Source organism: Rathayibacter sp. AY1D9, assembly GCF_002932395.1.
Classification (GTDB): domain Bacteria; phylum Actinomycetota; class Actinomycetes; order Actinomycetales; family Microbacteriaceae; genus Rathayibacter.
In genome coordinates this window covers 1-15,490 of the sequence record NZ_PSVQ01000015.1, presented here as the reverse complement: position 1 = coordinate 15,490, position 15,490 = coordinate 1, and the positions used below count along the sequence as shown (strand labels likewise).

Here is a 15,490-nt window from a genome sequence, read left to right as displayed (position 1 = left end):
CCATGTCTGTCACTGTTTCCCCCACGCTGAAGACCAGCAAGGGCCTCCTCGGCACCAAGCTCGGAATGACCCAGGTCTGGGACGAGAACAACAAGCTCGTGCCGGTCACCGTCATCGAGATCAGCCCCAACGTCGTGACCCAGGTCCGCACGGAGGAGAAGGACGGCTACACCGCCGTCCAGCTCGCCGCCGGTGCGATCGACCCGCGCAAGGTGAACAAGCCCGCCGCCGGTCACTTCGACGCCGCGGGCGTCACCCCCCGCCGCCACCTCACCGAGGTCCGCACCTCCGACGCCGCCGACTACTCGGCAGGCCAGGAGCTGACCGTGGACGCCGTCTTCGAGGCCGGCACCAAGGTCGACGTCGTCGGCACCAGCAAGGGCAAGGGCTTCGCCGGCGTCATGAAGCGTCACAACTTCAAGGGCGTCTCGGCTTCGCACGGTTCGCACCGCAACCACCGCAAGCCCGGCTCCATCGGCGCCTCCTCGACCCCCAGCCGTGTCTTCAAGGGCATGCGCATGGCCGGTCGCATGGGTGGCGAGCGCGTCACCGTGCTCAACCTCAAGGTGCACTCCGTCGACGCCGAGAAGGGCCTGCTGCTCGTCAAGGGCGCCGTCCCCGGTGCCCGCGGTCGCCTCGTGTTCGTTCGCAACGCCGTGAAGGGAGCGTAGTTCCATGGCTACCTCTGTCGACATCATCGACGTCAAGGGCCAGAAGGCGGGCTCGGTCGAGCTCCCCGCCGCGCTCTTCGACGTCCAGACCAACATCCCCCTCATCCACCAGGTCGTCGTGGCCCAGCTCGCCGCGGCGCGCCAGGGAACCCACAAGACGAAGAACCGCGGTGAGGTCTCCGGAGCCGGTCGCAAGCCGTTCAAGCAGAAGGGAACCGGTCGCGCTCGTCAGGGCTCGATCCGCGCCCCGCACATGACCGGCGGTGGCGTGGTCCACGGACCGACCCCCCGCAGCTACGCGCAGCGCACCCCCAAGAAGATGATCGCCGCGGCTCTGCTCGGTGCTCTCTCGGACCGCGCCCGCGGTGCCCGCATCCACGTGGTCGAGTCCCTCGCCCTCGGCGACACCCCCCGGACCAAGGACGTCCTCGTCCTGCTCGACGCCCTCTCGGTATCGCGCAACGTCCTCGTGGTGCTCGAGCGTGACGACTACATCGCCGAGCTCTCGCTCCGCAACGTGCCGTTCGTGCACATCCTGCCGGCCGACCAGCTCAACGCGTACGACGTGCTCGTCTCCGACGACATCGTGTTCTCGAAGGGCGCGCTCGACGCGTTCATCGCGGCCAAGTCGGGCGTCGAGTCCAACAAGGAAGAGGTGAACGCATGAGCCAGTCCGCCGCGTTCAACAAGGACCCCCGCGACGTCATCATCTCCCCGGTGGTCTCGGAGAAGTCCTACGGCCTGATCGACGAGGGCAAGTACACCTTCGTGGTCGACCCGCGTTCGAACAAGACCGAGATCAAGCTCGCCATCGAGAAGATCTTCGGCGTCGAGGTCGCGTCGATCAACACGCTGAACCGCCAGGGCAAGACCCGCCGCACGAAGTTCGGCACCGGCAAGCGCAAGGACACCAAGCGCGCGATCGTCACGCTGAAGTCCGGCTCCATCGACATCTTCACGAGCGTCGGCTGAGCCGAAGAAGCGTAGAGGAAACAGACAATGGCTATTCGTAAGTACAAGCCCACGACCCCCGGTCGCCGCGGCTCCAGCGTTGCCGACTTCGCCGAGATCACCCGCTCGACGCCTGAGAAGTCGCTCCTGCGCCCGCTGTCCAAGACCGGTGGCCGCAACAACTCCGGCCGCATCACGACGCGTCACATCGGTGGTGGCCACAAGCGCCAGTACCGTCTGATCGACTTCCGTCGCAACGACAAGGACGGCGTCAACGCCAAGGTCGCTCACATCGAGTACGACCCCAACCGCACGGCGCGCATCGCGCTGCTCCACTTCGTGGACGGCACCAAGCGCTACATCCTGGCCCCGAACAAGCTCTCGCAGGGCGACGTCGTGGAGTCGGGCGCCGGCGCCGACATCAAGCCCGGCAACAACCTGCCGCTGCGCAACATCCCGACCGGTACGGTCATCCACGCCATCGAGATCAAGCCGGGAGGCGGCGCCAAGCTCGCCCGCTCGGCCGGCACCTCGGTCCGCCTCGTCGCCAAGGACGGCCCCTACGCGCAGCTCCGCCTGCCGTCGGGCGAGATCCGCAACGTCGATGCGCGCTGCCGCGCCACGATCGGCGAGGTCGGCAACGCCGAGCAGTCGAACATCAACTGGGGCAAGGCCGGCCGCATGCGCTGGAAGGGCGTCCGCCCGACCGTCCGCGGTGTCGCGATGAACCCGGTCGACCACCCGCACGGTGGTGGAGAGGGCAAGACCTCCGGTGGACGCCACCCGGTCAGCCCGTGGGGTCAGTCCGAGGGACGCACCCGTCGCCCCAACAAGGAGAGCGACAAGCTCATCGTTCGCCGCCGCACCGCCGGTAAGAAGCGCAAGTAGGAGTTGTAGAAGATGCCTCGCAGTCTCAAGAAGGGCCCCTTCGTTGACGACCACCTGCTCCGCAAGGTGTTCACGGCCAACGAAGCCGGCAACAAGAACGTCATCAAGACCTGGTCGCGCCGTTCGATGATCATCCCGGCGATGCTGGGTCACACCATCGCGGTCCACGACGGTCGCAAGCACATCCCCGTGTTCGTGACCGAGACCATGGTCGGCCACAAGCTCGGCGAGTTCGCCCCCACTCGGACCTTCCGCGGTCACGAGAAGGACGACAAGAAGGGCCGTCGCCGCTGACGCGGCGACGAGAAGGAGGAGAGAAATGGTGGAGTCGATCGCACGCGTGCGACACATCCGCGTCACCCCCCAGAAGGCTCGCCGTGTCGTGAACCTGATCCGCGGGAAGCAGGCTCAGGAGGCACTGGCCATCCTGAAGTTCGCGCCGCAGGGTGCGTCCGAGCCCGTCTACAAGCTCGTCGCCTCGGCGATGGCCAACGCTCGCGTCAAGGCCGATGCCTCGAACGAGTACCTCGACGACCAGGACCTGATCGTGTCCCGCGCCTTCGTCGATGAGGGAACCACCCTCAAGCGATTCCAGCCCCGTGCTCAGGGTCGTGCCTTCCGCATCAACAAGCGCACCAGCCACATCACCGTCGTGCTGGCCACTCCTGAGGAGGGGACCAAGTAATGGGTCAGAAAGTAAACCCCTACGGTTTCCGTCTGGGAATCACCACCGACCACGTGTCGCGCTGGTTCTCCGACAGCACCAAGAAGGGCCAGCGGTACAGCGACTACCTCGCCGAGGACGTCAAGATCCGCCGACTCCTCGCCACGCAGCTCGACCGTGCGGGCGTCGCCCGCATCGAGATCGAGCGCACCCGTGACCGGGTCCGCGTCGACATCCACACCGCCCGCCCGGGCATCGTGATCGGCCGCCGCGGCGCCGAGGCCGAGCGCATCCGTGCCGACCTCGAGAAGCTCACGGGCAAGCAGATCCAGCTGAACATCCTCGAGGTCAAGAACCCCGAGGCCGAGGCTCAGCTGGTCGCCCAGGGCATCGCCGAGCAGCTCTCCGCCCGCGTGGCCTTCCGCCGCGCGATGCGCAAGGGCCTGCAGGGTGCTCAGCGCGCCGGCGCCAAGGGCGTCCGCATCCAGGTCTCCGGCCGCCTCGGCGGCGCCGAGATGAGCCGCTCGGAGTTCTACCGCGAGGGACGCGTGCCGCTGCACACCCTCCGCGCGAACATCGACTACGGCTTCTACGAGGCGAAGACCACCTTCGGCCGCATCGGCGTGAAGGTCTGGATCTACAAGGGCGACATCACCAACAAGGAGCTCGCCCGCGAGCAGGCGAACAGCAAGTCGTCGCGCCCGGAGCGCAGCGACCGTCCGCGCCGTGCACCCCGCCAGCAGAGCGAGGCGCCCGTCGCAGCAGGAGTTGAGGCATAACCATGTTGATTCCGCGTCGAGTCAAGCACCGCAAGCAGCACCACCCGGGCCGGTCCGGCCAGGCCACCGGTGGCACCAAGGTGTCGTTCGGTGAGTTCGGCATCCAGGCCCTCACCCCCGCCTACGTGACCAACCGTCAGATCGAGTCCGCTCGTATCGCGATGACGCGTCACATCAAGCGCGGCGGAAAGGTGTGGATCAACATCTACCCCGACCGTCCGCTCACCAAGAAGCCCGCCGAGACCCGCATGGGTTCCGGTAAGGGCTCGCCGGAGTGGTGGGTCGCGAACGTCAAGCCGGGTCGCGTCCTCTTCGAGGTCGCCGGCGTCGACGAGCAGCTCGCTCGTGAGGCCATGACCCGTGCCATCCACAAGCTGCCCCTCAAGGCACGCATCATCAAGCGCGAGGAGGGAGACGCGTAATGGCGATCGGATCCAAGGAGCTCGCCCCCGCCGAGCTCGACACCTACGAGGACGAGCGTCTCGTCACCGAGCTGAAGAAGGCCAAGGAGGAGCTGTTCAACCTCCGCTTCCAGTCGGCCACCGGTCAGCTGGACACCAACGGCCGCCTGCGTGCCGTCAAGCGCGACATCGCCCGCATCTACACGGTCATCCGTGAGCGCGAGCTGGGCATCCGCGCCACCCCCGCACCCGTCGAGGCCCCGGCCAAGGCGGAGAAGAAGCCCAAGACCAAGAAGGCCGCCAAGGCCGAGGTCGAGGCGACCGAGTCGAACGAGGAGGCCAAGTAATGGCAACCGTCAATGACAGCGCCGGCCACGAGTCGGCCGCCCACGACGTGAAGGAGGCGGGCGCTCGCGGATACCGCAAGACCCGTCGCGGCTACGTCACCAGCGACAAGATGGACAAGACCATCGTCGTCGAGGTCGAGGACCGGGTGAAGCACCCGCTGTACGGCAAGGTCATCCGCCGTACGTCCAAGGTCAAGGTCCACGACGAGCTGAACTCCGCCGGCATCGGCGACTCCGTCGTCATCAGCGAGACCCGTCCCCTCAGCGCCACCAAGCGCTGGCGCCTGGTCGAGATCCTCGAGAAGGCCAAGTAGGCCGCGGCCTACTTGAGTTAGCAGGAGAGACACATGCTTCAGCAAGAATCCCGAGTCAAGGTCGCCGACAACACCGGCGCCAAGATGCTCCTCACCATCCGCGTCCTCGGAGGCTCCGGCCGCCGCTACGCGGGCCTCGGTGACATCATCGTCGCCACCGTCAAGGACGCGATCCCCGGTGGCAACGTGAAGAAGGGCGACGTGGTCAAGGCCGTCATCGTCCGCACCATCAAGCAGACCCGTCGCGCCGACGGCTCGTACATCAAGTTCGACGAGAACGCCGCCGTCATCCTCAAGAACGACGGGGACCCCCGTGGCACCCGCATCTTCGGACCGGTCGGTCGCGAGCTCCGCGACAAGAAGTTCATGAAGATCGTCTCGCTGGCACCGGAGGTTATCTAGTCATGGCCAAGATCAAGAAGGGTGACCTCGTCCAGGTCATCTCGGGCGCTACCCAGGCCCGCGGTGGAGACCGCGGCAAGCAGGGCAAGGTCCTCGAGGTGCTGGTCGAGCGCAACCGCGTCGTCGTCGAGGGCGTGAACTTCGTCAAGAAGCACGTCCGCGTCGGCCAGACGCAGCGCGGCTCGAAGGAGGGCGGCATCGAGACCGTCGAGGCCTCGATCCACATCTCCAACGTCGCGCTCGTCGACCCGAAGACCAAGAAGCCGACCCGGGTCGGCCACCGCAACGTGGCCGTCACCAAGGACGGCGTGACCAAGACCGTTCGCGTGCGCTACGCGAAGGCGTCGGGTGAGGAACTGTAATGACTGACACCACCGCAGTGGCTGCGAAGGTTCAGCCGCGGCTCAAGGCCAAGTACCAGGCCGACATCATCCCCGCTCTCAAGGAGCAGTTCGGCTTCGGCAACGTCCACCAGGTCCCCGGCCTGGTCAAGGTCGTCGTCAACACCGGTGTCGGTGAGGCCGCCCGCGATGGCAAGATCATCGACGGTGCGGTCAAGGACCTCACCGCCATCACCGGTCAGAAGCCGCAGGTCACCAAGGCCCGCAAGTCCATCGCGCAGTTCAAGCTGCGCGAGGGCCAGGCCATCGGCGCTCACGTCACCCTCCGGGGCGACCGCGCCTGGGAGTTCCTGGACCGCCTGCTCTCGGTGGCGCTGCCCCGCATCCGCGACTTCCGCGGTCTGTCGGACCGCCAGTTCGACGGCAACGGCAACTACACCTTCGGCATCACGGAGCAGTCGATCTTCCACGAGATCGACCAGGACCGCATCGACCGCGTCCGCGGCTTCGACGTGACCGTCGTGACCACCGCCAAGACCGACGACGAGGGTCGCGCGCTGCTCAAGCAGCTCGGCTTCCCGTTCAAGTCGTCGGACAACGCGTAAGCAGCAAGCCTCGAGGCCGGGGGACGGTGAGAACCGCCCTCCGGCCTCGTCGTGCGTCCGCCGCCGGACCGGTCCGTCCGGAGCCGGCGGCGGGCGCCACGCGGGATCCCCGGATCCCGTGCACGATCGGCCCTCGACCGCAGGACCTCCGCCATGTAGCATGGCTCGTTGGCCTGCGTTCGCGCGGCCGCATGGGCGTCGACGTCGTCGGCGCCGTCCCACACCACAGGTCGTCACTCTTGTAAAGGGTGCCGAAACCAGGCGAGAAAGGCACCATCAGCCATGACCATGACTGATCCGGTCGCAGATCTGCTGACCAGAATCCGTAACGCGAACTCCGCGCACCACGACTCCATCACCCTCCCGGGCTCGAAGCTCAAGGCGAACATCGCCGAGATCCTCAAGACCGAGGGCTACATCGCCGACTGGAAGGTCGAGGAGGCGCGCGTCGGCACGACGCTCTCCATCTCCCTCAAGTACGGCCCGAACCGCGAGCGCTCGATCGCCGGCATCAAGCGGGTCTCGAAGCCCGGACTCCGCGTGTACGCGAAGTCGGCCGAGATCCCCACCGTGCTCGGCGGCCTCGGCGTCGCCATCCTGTCCACCTCGAGCGGTCTCCTGACCGACCGCCAGGCCGAGAAGAAGGGCGTGGGTGGGGAAGTCCTCGCCTACGTGTGGTAACCCCTCATGTCGCGTATTGGAAGACTCCCCATCGAGATCCCGGCGGGCGTCGACGTCTCCGTCGCCGGATCCGCTGTGACCGTCAAGGGCCCCAAGGGCGAGCTGACCGTCTCGGTCGCCAGCCCCATCCAGGTGTCCGTCGAGAACGGCCAGGTGCTGGTCTCGCGTCCCGATGACGAGCGCGAGTCGCGCTCGCTCCACGGCCTCACCCGCACGCTCATCGCGAACGACATCATCGGTGTCACGCAGGGCTACTCCAAGGGCCTCGAGGTCGTCGGAACCGGTTACCGCGTGCTGGCGAAGGGCTCGGACATCGAGTTCGCGCTCGGCTTCTCGCACCCGGTCGTCGTCACCCCGCCCGCGGGCATCTCGTTCACGGTCGAGGGCAACAACAAGCTCACCGTGCACGGCATCTCGAAGCAGGCCGTCGGTGAGGTGGCCGCCAACATTCGTAAGATCCGCAAGCCCGAGCCCTACAAGGGCAAGGGCGTGCGCTACGCCGGCGAGGTCGTTCGCCGCAAGGCCGGAAAGAGCGGTAAGTGATCATGGGACTCGGAACCAGAGGAAAGAGCAAGTCCGCTGCGCGCGGTCGTCGTCACGACCGTCTGCGCAAGAAGGTCGTCGGATCCGCCGAGCGCCCCCGCCTCGTCGTCAACCGCTCGGCCCGCCACGTCTTCGTGCAGGTCGTCGACGACGCTCAGGGCCGCACCCTCGCGTCGGCGTCGACCCTCGAGGCCGACCTGCGCGTGTTCGACGGCGACAAGACCGCCAAGGCCCGCAAGGTCGGCGAGCTCGTCGCCGAGCGCGCCAAGAACGCCGGTGTCGAGGCGGTCGTCTTCGACCGCGGAGGCAACAAGTACGCCGGTCGCGTCGCCGCGATCGCCGATGGAGCACGAGAGGCAGGGCTCAACCTGTGAGCGCCGCAGAGAACAAGGAACCCGAGGTCGCCGCTGTGTCGGAGGCCCCCGTCGAGACCGCTGCGTCCACGCAGCCGCAGCAGGAGGCTCGTGAGCCCCGCCGCGGCGGCCGCGACCGCAACCAGGGTGGCCGCGACCGCGGTGGCCGTGACGCCGAGAAGAGCCAGTTCCTCGAGCGCGTCGTGACCATCAACCGCGTGTCGAAGGTCGTCAAGGGCGGCCGTCGCTTCAGCTTCACCGCGCTCGTGGTCGTCGGAGACGGCAACGGACTGGTGGGCGTCGGCTACGGCAAGGCCCGCGAGGTCCCGACCGCCATCTCCAAGGGCGTCGAGGAGGCGAAGAAGAACTTCTTCCGCGTCCCCCGCGTCGCCTCGACCATCCCGCACCCCGTCCAGGGTGAGGCCGCCGCCGGTGTGGTGCTCCTGCGCCCCGCCGCCGCGGGTACCGGTGTCATCGCCGGCGGTCCCGTCCGCGCCGTCCTCGAGTGCGCCGGCATCCACGACGTCCTGAGCAAGTCGCTCGGCTCGTCGAACACCATCAACATCGTCCACGCGACCGTCGAGGCTCTGAAGCAGCTCGAGGAGCCGCGCGCCGTCGCCGCTCGTCGTGGTCTCGACTTCGACCAGGTCGCGCCGGCACGTCTCGTCCGTGCCGAGGCCGACGCCCTCGCCGCCGCGTCCAACGCGAAGGCAGGTGCCTGATGGCCCAGCTCAAGGTGACCCAGATCAAGTCGAAGGTCAGCGAGAAGCAGTACCAGCGCGACACGCTGCGCTCGCTCGGCCTCAGGAAGATCGGTCAGAGCGTCGTCCGCGAGGACAACGCCCAGAACCGCGGATACGTGAAGACCGTCGCCCACCTGGTGAAGGTCGAGGAGATTGACTAATGGCTGAGACGAAGAAGGCCGCCGCCGCGGAGTCCACGACTCCCGCGCAGGCGACCACCACGAAGGGCGCGGCGGCGCCGGCGACCAAGGAGCACGTGCTCAAGGTCCACCACCTCCGCCCCGCTGCCGGAGCCAAGAAGGCCAAGACCCGCGTGGGTCGCGGTGAGGGCTCCAAGGGAAAGACCGCCGGTCGCGGCACCAAGGGCACCAAGGCCCGCTACCAGGTGCGCGTCGGCTTCGAGGGTGGGCAGATGCCGTTGCACATGCGCACCCCGAAGCTCCGCGGCTTCAAGAATCCGTTCCGGGTCGAGTACCAGGTCGTGAACCTGTCCGCTCTCGCGGAGCTCTACCCCCAGGGCGGCGACGTCACCATCGGCGACCTGGTCGCCAAGGGCGCTGTCCGCAAGAACGAGAAGGTCAAAGTCCTCGGGGACGGCGACATTGCGGTTAAGCTGAACGTCGCGGTCGACAAGGTCTCCAGCTCTGCCGAGCAGAAGATCGTCGCTGCGGGCGGATCCATCAAGTAGCACCAGCAGCTTGTCGGTCGAGCTTGTCACGCCGACTCCCTCCGGGAGCGCGTGGCAAGCTCGACCTGTATCCCGCACCACAGAATTGAGCAGGAGACCTTAGGTAGTGTTTGGCGCCGTTGCGCGGATCTTCCGCACCCCCGACCTCCGCCGCAAGATCGGCTTCACCCTCGCGATCGTGGCGATCTTCCGGCTGGGATCCTTCATCCCTGCTCCGTTCGTCGACTTCAGCGCCGTGCAGGCCTGTCTCGCCGGCAACCAGGGCACCTCGGGTCTCTACGAGCTCGTGAACCTCTTCAGCGGTGGAGCACTGCTCCAGCTGTCGATCTTCGCGCTCGGGATCATGCCGTACATCACGGCGTCGATCATCGTGCAGCTGCTGCGCGTGGTCATCCCTCACTTCGAGACCCTGTACAAGGAGGGGCAGTCCGGTCAGGGCAAGCTCACCCAGTACACGCGGTACCTCACCATCGCGCTCGGCGTCCTCCAGTCAACGACGCTGATCACCGTCGCCCGCTCGGGCGCCCTCTTCGGCAACTCCGGCGTCCCGGAGTGCTCGGCGCTCATCATCACCGACGAGTGGTACTCCATCCTCCTCATGGTCATCACCATGACCGCGGGCACCGGGATCATCATGTGGATGGGCGAGCTCATCACCGAGCGCGGCATCGGCAACGGCATGTCGCTGCTGATCTTCACCTCGATCGCCGCCCAGTTCCCCACCTCCCTGTGGTCGATCGCGCAGTCGCGCGGCTTCGAGACCTTCCTCCTCGTCCTCGGCGTGGGCCTCGTGCTCGTGGTCGCCGTGGTCTTCGTGGAGCAGTCGCAGCGGCGGATCCCCGTGCAGTACGCCAAGCGGATGGTCGGCCGCCGCACCTACGGCGGCAACAACACCTACATCCCGATCAAGGTCAACATGGCCGGCGTCGTGCCCGTCATCTTCGCCTCGTCGCTGCTGTACCTGCCCGCGCTCATCGCGCAGTTCAACCAGCCCGCCGCTGGCCAGGAGGCCCCGGTCTGGGTCACCTGGATCACGAATTACCTCACCAAGGGCGATCACCCGCTCTACATGGCGCTGTACTTCCTCCTGATCGTGGGCTTCACCTACTTCTACGTCGCGATCACCTTCAACCCGGACGAGGTCGCCGACAACATGAAGCGCTACGGCGGCTTCATCCCCGGCATCCGCGCCGGCCGCCCGACCGCCGAGTACCTCAACTACGTGCTCACCCGGGTGACGCTGCCCGGGTCGGTCTACCTCGGCCTCATCGCGCTCGTGCCCCTCGTGGCCCTCGCGCTGGTCGGTGCGAACCAGAACTTCCCCTTCGGCGGCACGTCCATCCTGATCATCGTCGGAGTCGGCCTGGAGACGGTGAAGCAGATCGACTCCCAGCTGCAGCAGCGCCACTACGAAGGACTCCTCCGATGACGTCGCACCCGATCGGCTTCCGTCTCCTGCTGATCGGCCCTCCCGGCGCAGGCAAGGGGACCCAGGCCGCTCGGCTGAGCGACATCCTCCGGGTGCCCGCCATCTCGACCGGGGACATCTTCCGCGCGAACGTCGCCAACGAGACCGACCTCGGTCTCCAGGCGAAGGCCTACCTCGACAACGGGCGCTACGTGCCGGACGAGCTGACCAACGCGATCGTGCACGACCGCCTCCAGGAGGCGGACGCGTCGACCGGGTTCCTGCTCGACGGCTACCCGCGCACCACGGAGCAGGTCGACGAGCTCGACCGCATCCTCGCCGCGGACGACAACCGGCTCGACGCGGTCGTCCAGCTGACGGCCGATCCCGACGAGGTCGTCGGCCGCCTTCTCAAGCGCTCGCTCGAGCAGGGGCGCAGCGACGACACCGAGGACGTCATCCGGCGCCGACTCGCGCTCTACGAGGAGCAGACCGCTCCGCTCATCGACGTCTACGCGGCCCGCGGGCTCGTGGTCGTGGTCGACGGCCTCGGGCCGGTCGACGAGGTGACCGAGCGGATCGTCGTCGCCCTCGAGGGCCACCGCGTGGGCCGCCTCGACACCCCGGCCGCCTGAGCCGTGGCGTTCCACTCCTCGCTCTACAAGACGCCCGCGCAGCTGCGGTCGATGCTCGCTCCGGGCCTCGCCACGGCCGCCTCGCTCGACGCGGTCCGCGCGGCGGTCCGCCCGGGCGTCACCACGCTCGAGCTCGACGCGATCGCCGAGGCGGCGATCGTCGCGCTCGGCGGCCGCTCGAACTTCCAGCTCGTCCCGGGCTACCGGCACACGATCTGCGCCTCGGTCAACGACGAGGTGGTCCACGGAATCCCCGGCGGGCGCGTGCTCGAGCCGGGCGACCTGGTCTCCATCGACAGCGGCGCCGAGATCGACGGCTGGAACGGCGACTCCGCGATGACGGTGGTCCTGCCCGATCCCTCCCGCCCGGAGGAGGTCGCGGCACGCGCCGAGCTCTCGCGGGTGACCGAGGGATCCCTGTGGCGGGGGATCGCCGCCCTCGCCTCCGCCCGCCATCTGAACGAGGTCGGCGCGGCGATCGAGGAGTACATCGAGGACGAGGCCGAGCGCTCGGGCCGCGTCTACGGCATCCTCACCGACTACATCGGCCACGGCATCGGGCGCACCATGCACGAGGCTCCGCCGGTCTTCAACTACCGGGTGCGCCAGCGCGGCCCCGAGGTGAAGCCGGGACTCGTCGTCGCGATCGAGCCGATGGTCACCGCGGGCAGCGCCGAGACCTTCGTCCGCGAGGACGAGTGGACGGTCGCGACCGAGGACAGCAGCATGGCCGCCCACTGGGAGCACTCCGTCGCCGTGCACCACGACGGCATCTGGGTCACCACGCTCGCCGACGGCGGCGCGGCCGGCCTCGCCCCCTACGGGATCGTGCCGACGCCCTTCGCCTAGAGGCCCCGACGCGGAGCTCCTCAGATCCGATGCGAAGGAGGCTCCTCGTGGCCTCTCGCGCCCGGCGGGGGTCCGTCGGGCGCCCGCGAAGCGCGGGAGCGGGAGGGCGACAGCGCCCTCCGGCTCCACCCGGAGTGCGGGTGTCGGCTAGCTGTCGATCACCCGCACCAGCTCCTCGATGAAGCCGCCGAAGTCCGTGGAGCGCCGGATGAGGCGCTGCACCTCCGCCCGGTCGGCGAACACCTCGACGAACTGGTCGAACACCGACTGGAAGGTGCTGCGGCCGGCCGAGGCGAACGCGATCATCGCGATCACGTTCACCCGCTGCTCGCCCCACTCCATCGCGGTGTCGTTCACGACGATCGCGATGGAGGTGCGGCGGGCGCTCATCGCCATCGCGTGCGGGACCGCGAGGTTGTCGGTGAACGCCGTGGAGCTCATCCGCTCGCGCTCGATGGCGCCGTCGACGTAGTCCTCGTCGATGATGCCGCCGGCGATCATCCGCTCGCCCAGCATCCGGATCATCGCCGCCTCGTCGCGCGCGTGCACGTTGCGGAAGAACAGCTCCTCGTCGAAGAACTGCAGCAGCTCGTCCTTGATCTGCGCGCGGCGGCGGTGCCGGCGGACGCGGGCGATGGCCCGGCGCACCGTCTCGACGTCGTGGTCGGTGAGGAACGGCTGCACGACCACGACGTCATCGGACGCGGGGCGCTCGTCGATCGTGGTGATCACGAGGTCGGCGGTGAGCCGGTCCCAGTCGACGTCGCTCCGCGTGATCAGCGAGCGCACCTCCACCTCGGTGCCGAGCGAGCGCTCGACGCGCAGGCGCAGCATGTGAGCGAGGTCGTAGTAGTTGGGGCAGACGATCACGCAGGACAGACGCTCCTCCCGCCGGGACACCCGCTCGAGGAACGAGCCGACGTGGAGGGCGATGTAGGCGATCTCGTCCTCGTTGACCACGACGCCCCGCCGGCGCTGCAGCCCGCTCGCCAGGAACACGGCGATCTCGTAGGTCATCGGGTAGCTGGTCTTGATCGAGCGGGTGAGCGGGTTGCGAGAGTAGCCGCCCTCGGCGGCCCGGGCGATCAGGTTCCGCACGTGCAGGGCGAGGCGGACGATGAAGCCCTCGTCGTCGAGGTCGACCAGGTACTCGCGGTTGACGTCGGCGACGAGCTCGCGGACGACGGCGAGGTCCTCCGGGTCGAGGTAGTTCTCGACCACGGCGGCGACCGGCTCGTTCTGCCCGGGCGTCGCCACCCGCGTCGTCATCAGGATCGCGAGCTGGGCGAGCTCGGCGTCGGTCAGGCGCGTCGCGAAGTGCCGTTCCACCAGCTCCGCCAGCAGGGCCGCGAGCTCGCCGTGGATCGCGGGGGAGGGGCGGGAGCCGGAGGGGTCCCCGATGCCCCGGGCGACGCGGTCGACGGCGATCGCGATGTGGAGGAGGACGCTGTTCACGCCGTAGTCGTTGATGTAGTAGCCGCGGGTCTCGAGCTCGGCCAGCAGCTCGGTCTTGAAGGCGCCGAGGCCGGGGGAGGCGAACTCGCGCTGGACGTCGTCGAGCGTGAAGACGCCCTGCGCGCTCTCGTCGCGGAACATCCGCGAGATCAGGCGGCGGCGGGCCTCCTCGCTGCCCTCGAGGCGCACCGACGGGCCGCGCCGGACCAGCCCGAGGCCGGCCTCGTCGGCGAGGGCCTTCACCCGGCGCAGATCGGCGTCGACGGTCGACTCGCTCACCGACAGCGCGTCGGCGAGGGCGAAGACGTCCAGGCCCTCGTCGGAGTCGACCAGGCGGCGGACGATGCTGTACAGCCGGTCGCGCGGGGTGTCGGGCTCGACGTCGTGGCTGCGCTGCGCCTCCAGGTAGGCCGCGTACGCCTCGCGCGCGAGCCGGTAGCCGTTCGCGGAGGACTCGACCGGCTCCAGCGGGGCGGCCTGCGCCTTCACCGCGGTGACGTAGCTCCGGACGCTGCGGGTGGTGACTCCGAGCCTGTCGGCGAGCTCGTGCGCCGTCACCCAGCCGTCGGCGCGGGAGAGGTACTCCAGCAGTCGTTCGCGGTTGTCAGGCATCAGGCTCCAGGCGTGCGGTCGGGGCGGGCGCCGGGAGCGCCACGACCCTGCCGCGGGCCCGCAGGACGCGGGCGGCGAGTCGTACGTCCCGTCAGTCAATCACCCCGGCGACGCGCCCGGGAGCCCCCGCGCCGCGGGTGGAAGGGGCCGTCTTCCGCCCCCGCGGAAGATTGTCTGCTGGAGGGTGCCGCCCCTCCGAGGGGATGCTTGGATGAATCACGACCCGGACGCGAGGAGGCGAACGAGGTGCGGAAGATCCTGATCGTCTGCGGTGCAGGCGCGTCGAGCACGTTCCTGGCCCACCGGCTGCGAGCGGGCGCGAAGGAGCGCGGCATGGATGCCGTGTTCCGCTCCGAGACCCTCACCGGTCTCGACCACTCCCTCCCCGAGGCCGACGTCCTCCTCGTGGGGCCGCACCTCGAGTCGCAGTTCGACGGACTCCGCCACCGTGCGGAGCTCGTGGGAGCCGCGGCCGCCCTCCTCCCGTCCGATGTCTTCGGAGCGCACGGTGCCGATGCCGTGCTCGAGACCCTGCCCGTCCTCTTCGCCGCTCGCGCGGTCGTCGCAGGCGCGGACGGGGACTCCTCCACCCGCCCGGTCCGTCCGGGCGAGCCCGACTCCGGGCACCACTGATGCAGTCGCGACTGCAGGATCAAGGAGAAACGTTCATGGTCGAGCGCACCGTGCAGGTTGCATCGTCGAAGGGCCTCCACGCCCGCCCCGCCTCGCTCTTCAGCCAGGCCGCGGCGAAGTCGGGTCAGAAGGTCCTCGTCGCCAAGGGCGACGCGACCCCGGTCAACGCCGCGTCGATCCTCGGGATCATCTCGCTCGGCATCGAGCACGGCGACGAGCTCACCGTCAGCGTCGAGGGCGACAACGAGCAGGCCGTGCTCGAGGAGCTCGCGACCTTCCTCACCACCGACCACGACGCGTGACGCCTAGCGTCACGCGAGGCGGCCGGCCCCGGCGCCCACGGCGCCGGTAGCCGCGGCAGCCCCTGGAGCGTGACGGCGACCCTCACCGGGTCGCATCAGGCGCCTGCGGGACCCGGCCCCGCCCTCTCCCGACGGGCTTGCCCAGCGCCGCTCCCGCGCGGCCGACCTCGCCGACGAGGCGGAGCACGGCCGGGTGCCACGGGTCCTGGAACGCCGAGACCGTGC

Annotated in this window: 25 protein-coding genes; 24 read left to right on the top strand and 1 reads right to left on the bottom strand. The window is 68.6% G+C overall.

The features are described 5' to 3' along the window. The first annotated feature begins 2 nt into the window (after positions 1–2). The 22 genes from rplC (at position 3) to map (ending at position 12,263) form a co-directional block, all read left to right on the top strand. Positions 3–671: a 50S ribosomal protein L3 gene (rplC, locus tag C5C50_RS08255; protein WP_104224566.1), complete on the top strand. Its 669-nt coding sequence runs from the start codon at positions 3–5 to the stop codon at positions 669–671. A gap of 4 nt (positions 672–675) precedes the next feature. Continuing rightward, on the top strand, positions 676–1,338 hold the full coding sequence (gene rplD / locus C5C50_RS08250) for a 50S ribosomal protein L4 (RefSeq protein ID WP_104224565.1): 663 nt from the start codon (positions 676–678) through the stop codon (positions 1,336–1,338). After that, positions 1,335–1,643, top strand: a complete 309-nt coding sequence (gene rplW / locus C5C50_RS08245; RefSeq protein ID WP_068209445.1) for a 50S ribosomal protein L23 — start codon at positions 1,335–1,337, stop codon at positions 1,641–1,643. Before rplD ends, rplW begins: the two co-directional genes overlap by 4 nt. A gap of 27 nt (positions 1,644–1,670) precedes the next feature. Further along, on the top strand, positions 1,671–2,510 hold the full coding sequence (gene rplB, locus C5C50_RS08240) for a 50S ribosomal protein L2 (protein WP_068251462.1): 840 nt from the start codon (positions 1,671–1,673) through the stop codon (positions 2,508–2,510). A gap of 12 nt (positions 2,511–2,522) precedes the next feature. After that, positions 2,523–2,804 (top strand): 30S ribosomal protein S19, encoded by a 282-nt coding sequence (gene rpsS / locus C5C50_RS08235; protein ID WP_055787078.1) that lies wholly within the window; start codon positions 2,523–2,525, stop codon positions 2,802–2,804. Between the two features lie 25 nt (positions 2,805–2,829). After that, positions 2,830–3,195, top strand: coding sequence for a 50S ribosomal protein L22 (rplV, locus tag C5C50_RS08230; protein WP_077221988.1), 366 nt, complete (start codon positions 2,830–2,832; stop codon positions 3,193–3,195). After that, positions 3,195–3,953 (top strand): 30S ribosomal protein S3, encoded by a 759-nt coding sequence (rpsC, locus tag C5C50_RS08225; RefSeq protein ID WP_068209439.1) that lies wholly within the window; start codon positions 3,195–3,197, stop codon positions 3,951–3,953. Before rplV ends, rpsC begins: the two co-directional genes overlap by 1 nt. A gap of 2 nt (positions 3,954–3,955) precedes the next feature. Then, entirely contained in the window at positions 3,956–4,375 is a 420-nt protein-coding gene (rplP, locus tag C5C50_RS08220) for a 50S ribosomal protein L16 (RefSeq protein WP_068209436.1), read from the top strand. Then, positions 4,375–4,701, top strand: coding sequence for a 50S ribosomal protein L29 (rpmC, locus tag C5C50_RS08215; RefSeq protein ID WP_104224564.1), 327 nt, complete (start codon positions 4,375–4,377; stop codon positions 4,699–4,701). The genes rplP and rpmC overlap by 1 nt, the downstream gene beginning before the upstream one ends. Beyond that, positions 4,701–5,015, top strand: coding sequence for a 30S ribosomal protein S17 (rpsQ, locus tag C5C50_RS08210; RefSeq protein WP_104224563.1), 315 nt, complete (start codon positions 4,701–4,703; stop codon positions 5,013–5,015). The genes rpmC and rpsQ overlap by 1 nt, the downstream gene beginning before the upstream one ends. Positions 5,016–5,048: 33 nt before the next feature. Beyond that, positions 5,049–5,417 (top strand): 50S ribosomal protein L14, encoded by a 369-nt coding sequence (rplN, locus tag C5C50_RS08205; protein WP_104224562.1) that lies wholly within the window; start codon positions 5,049–5,051, stop codon positions 5,415–5,417. Between the two features lie 2 nt (positions 5,418–5,419). Further along, entirely contained in the window at positions 5,420–5,779 is a 360-nt protein-coding gene (gene rplX / locus C5C50_RS08200) for a 50S ribosomal protein L24 (RefSeq protein ID WP_104224561.1), read from the top strand. After that, positions 5,779–6,363, top strand: coding sequence for a 50S ribosomal protein L5 (rplE, locus tag C5C50_RS08195; protein ID WP_068209425.1), 585 nt, complete (start codon positions 5,779–5,781; stop codon positions 6,361–6,363). The genes rplX and rplE overlap by 1 nt, the downstream gene beginning before the upstream one ends. 282 nt (positions 6,364–6,645) lie before the next feature. Next, positions 6,646–7,044 carry a 30S ribosomal protein S8 gene (gene rpsH, locus C5C50_RS08190; RefSeq protein ID WP_068209423.1) on the top strand — a complete coding sequence of 133 codons (399 nt, stop codon included), beginning with the start codon at positions 6,646–6,648 and terminating at the stop codon, positions 7,042–7,044. A gap of 6 nt (positions 7,045–7,050) precedes the next feature. Further along, positions 7,051–7,587 carry a 50S ribosomal protein L6 gene (rplF, locus tag C5C50_RS08185; protein WP_104224560.1) on the top strand — a complete coding sequence of 179 codons (537 nt, stop codon included), beginning with the start codon at positions 7,051–7,053 and terminating at the stop codon, positions 7,585–7,587. Between the two features lie 2 nt (positions 7,588–7,589). Beyond that, positions 7,590–7,961 carry a 50S ribosomal protein L18 gene (rplR, locus tag C5C50_RS08180; protein ID WP_056037296.1) on the top strand — a complete coding sequence of 124 codons (372 nt, stop codon included), beginning with the start codon at positions 7,590–7,592 and terminating at the stop codon, positions 7,959–7,961. Continuing rightward, entirely contained in the window at positions 7,958–8,662 is a 705-nt protein-coding gene (rpsE, locus tag C5C50_RS08175) for a 30S ribosomal protein S5 (RefSeq protein ID WP_104224559.1), read from the top strand. The genes rplR and rpsE overlap by 4 nt, the downstream gene beginning before the upstream one ends. After that, complete coding sequence (rpmD, locus tag C5C50_RS08170) at positions 8,662–8,844, top strand: 50S ribosomal protein L30 (protein WP_181024623.1); 183 nt, start codon at positions 8,662–8,664, stop codon at positions 8,842–8,844. The genes rpsE and rpmD overlap by 1 nt, the downstream gene beginning before the upstream one ends. Continuing rightward, positions 8,844–9,371, top strand: a complete 528-nt coding sequence (rplO, locus tag C5C50_RS08165; RefSeq protein WP_104226755.1) for a 50S ribosomal protein L15 — start codon at positions 8,844–8,846, stop codon at positions 9,369–9,371. Before rpmD ends, rplO begins: the two co-directional genes overlap by 1 nt. A 106-nt stretch (positions 9,372–9,477) precedes the next feature. After that, entirely contained in the window at positions 9,478–10,800 is a 1,323-nt protein-coding gene (gene secY / locus C5C50_RS08160) for a preprotein translocase subunit SecY (protein ID WP_104224557.1), read from the top strand. Then, the gene (locus C5C50_RS08155) at positions 10,797–11,414 is read left to right on the top strand and encodes an adenylate kinase (protein ID WP_181065530.1); all 618 of its coding nucleotides are present in this window, start codon (positions 10,797–10,799) and stop codon (positions 11,412–11,414) included. Before secY ends, C5C50_RS08155 begins: the two co-directional genes overlap by 4 nt. Positions 11,415–11,417: 3 nt before the next feature. Then, complete coding sequence (gene map, locus C5C50_RS08150) at positions 11,418–12,263, top strand: type I methionyl aminopeptidase (RefSeq protein WP_104273239.1); 846 nt, start codon at positions 11,418–11,420, stop codon at positions 12,261–12,263. Between the two features lie 147 nt (positions 12,264–12,410). On the opposite strand, the gene C5C50_RS08145 is transcribed toward map, so the two are convergent. After that, on the bottom strand, positions 12,411–14,330 hold the full coding sequence (locus tag C5C50_RS08145) for a BglG family transcription antiterminator (protein ID WP_104273238.1): 1,920 nt from the start codon (positions 14,328–14,330) through the stop codon (positions 12,411–12,413). Positions 14,331–14,537: 207 nt separating this feature from the next. Between C5C50_RS08145 and C5C50_RS16945 the strand changes: the two genes are divergently transcribed. Beyond that, positions 14,538–14,963, top strand: coding sequence for a PTS sugar transporter subunit IIB (locus C5C50_RS16945; protein ID WP_181133903.1), 426 nt, complete (start codon positions 14,538–14,540; stop codon positions 14,961–14,963). A gap of 35 nt (positions 14,964–14,998) precedes the next feature. Continuing rightward, positions 14,999–15,265: an HPr family phosphocarrier protein gene (locus tag C5C50_RS08135; RefSeq protein WP_104224553.1), complete on the top strand. Its 267-nt coding sequence runs from the start codon at positions 14,999–15,001 to the stop codon at positions 15,263–15,265. Positions 15,266–15,490 lie beyond the last annotated feature (225 nt).

Coding starts and splice junctions, on each gene's coding strand:
- rplC (WP_104224566.1), top strand. CDS start 3: ATGTCTGTCACTGTTTCCCCCACGCTGAAGACCAGCAAGGGCCTCCTC.
- rplD (WP_104224565.1), top strand. CDS start 676: ATGGCTACCTCTGTCGACATCATCGACGTCAAGGGCCAGAAGGCGGGC.
- rplW (WP_068209445.1), top strand. CDS start 1,335: ATGAGCCAGTCCGCCGCGTTCAACAAGGACCCCCGCGACGTCATCATC.
- rplB (WP_068251462.1), top strand. CDS start 1,671: ATGGCTATTCGTAAGTACAAGCCCACGACCCCCGGTCGCCGCGGCTCC.
- rpsS (WP_055787078.1), top strand. CDS start 2,523: ATGCCTCGCAGTCTCAAGAAGGGCCCCTTCGTTGACGACCACCTGCTC.
- rplV (WP_077221988.1), top strand. CDS start 2,830: ATGGTGGAGTCGATCGCACGCGTGCGACACATCCGCGTCACCCCCCAG.
- rpsC (WP_068209439.1), top strand. CDS start 3,195: ATGGGTCAGAAAGTAAACCCCTACGGTTTCCGTCTGGGAATCACCACC.
- rplP (WP_068209436.1), top strand. CDS start 3,956: ATGTTGATTCCGCGTCGAGTCAAGCACCGCAAGCAGCACCACCCGGGC.
- rpmC (WP_104224564.1), top strand. CDS start 4,375: ATGGCGATCGGATCCAAGGAGCTCGCCCCCGCCGAGCTCGACACCTAC.
- rpsQ (WP_104224563.1), top strand. CDS start 4,701: ATGGCAACCGTCAATGACAGCGCCGGCCACGAGTCGGCCGCCCACGAC.
- rplN (WP_104224562.1), top strand. CDS start 5,049: ATGCTTCAGCAAGAATCCCGAGTCAAGGTCGCCGACAACACCGGCGCC.
- rplX (WP_104224561.1), top strand. CDS start 5,420: ATGGCCAAGATCAAGAAGGGTGACCTCGTCCAGGTCATCTCGGGCGCT.
- rplE (WP_068209425.1), top strand. CDS start 5,779: ATGACTGACACCACCGCAGTGGCTGCGAAGGTTCAGCCGCGGCTCAAG.
- rpsH (WP_068209423.1), top strand. CDS start 6,646: ATGACCATGACTGATCCGGTCGCAGATCTGCTGACCAGAATCCGTAAC.
- rplF (WP_104224560.1), top strand. CDS start 7,051: ATGTCGCGTATTGGAAGACTCCCCATCGAGATCCCGGCGGGCGTCGAC.
- rplR (WP_056037296.1), top strand. CDS start 7,590: ATGGGACTCGGAACCAGAGGAAAGAGCAAGTCCGCTGCGCGCGGTCGT.
- rpmD (WP_181024623.1), top strand. CDS start 8,662: ATGGCCCAGCTCAAGGTGACCCAGATCAAGTCGAAGGTCAGCGAGAAG.
- rplO (WP_104226755.1), top strand. CDS start 8,844: ATGGCTGAGACGAAGAAGGCCGCCGCCGCGGAGTCCACGACTCCCGCG.
- C5C50_RS08155 (WP_181065530.1), top strand. CDS start 10,797: ATGACGTCGCACCCGATCGGCTTCCGTCTCCTGCTGATCGGCCCTCCC.
- C5C50_RS08145 (WP_104273238.1), bottom strand. CDS start 14,330: ATGCCTGACAACCGCGAACGACTGCTGGAGTACCTCTCCCGCGCCGAC.
- C5C50_RS08135 (WP_104224553.1), top strand. CDS start 14,999: ATGGTCGAGCGCACCGTGCAGGTTGCATCGTCGAAGGGCCTCCACGCC.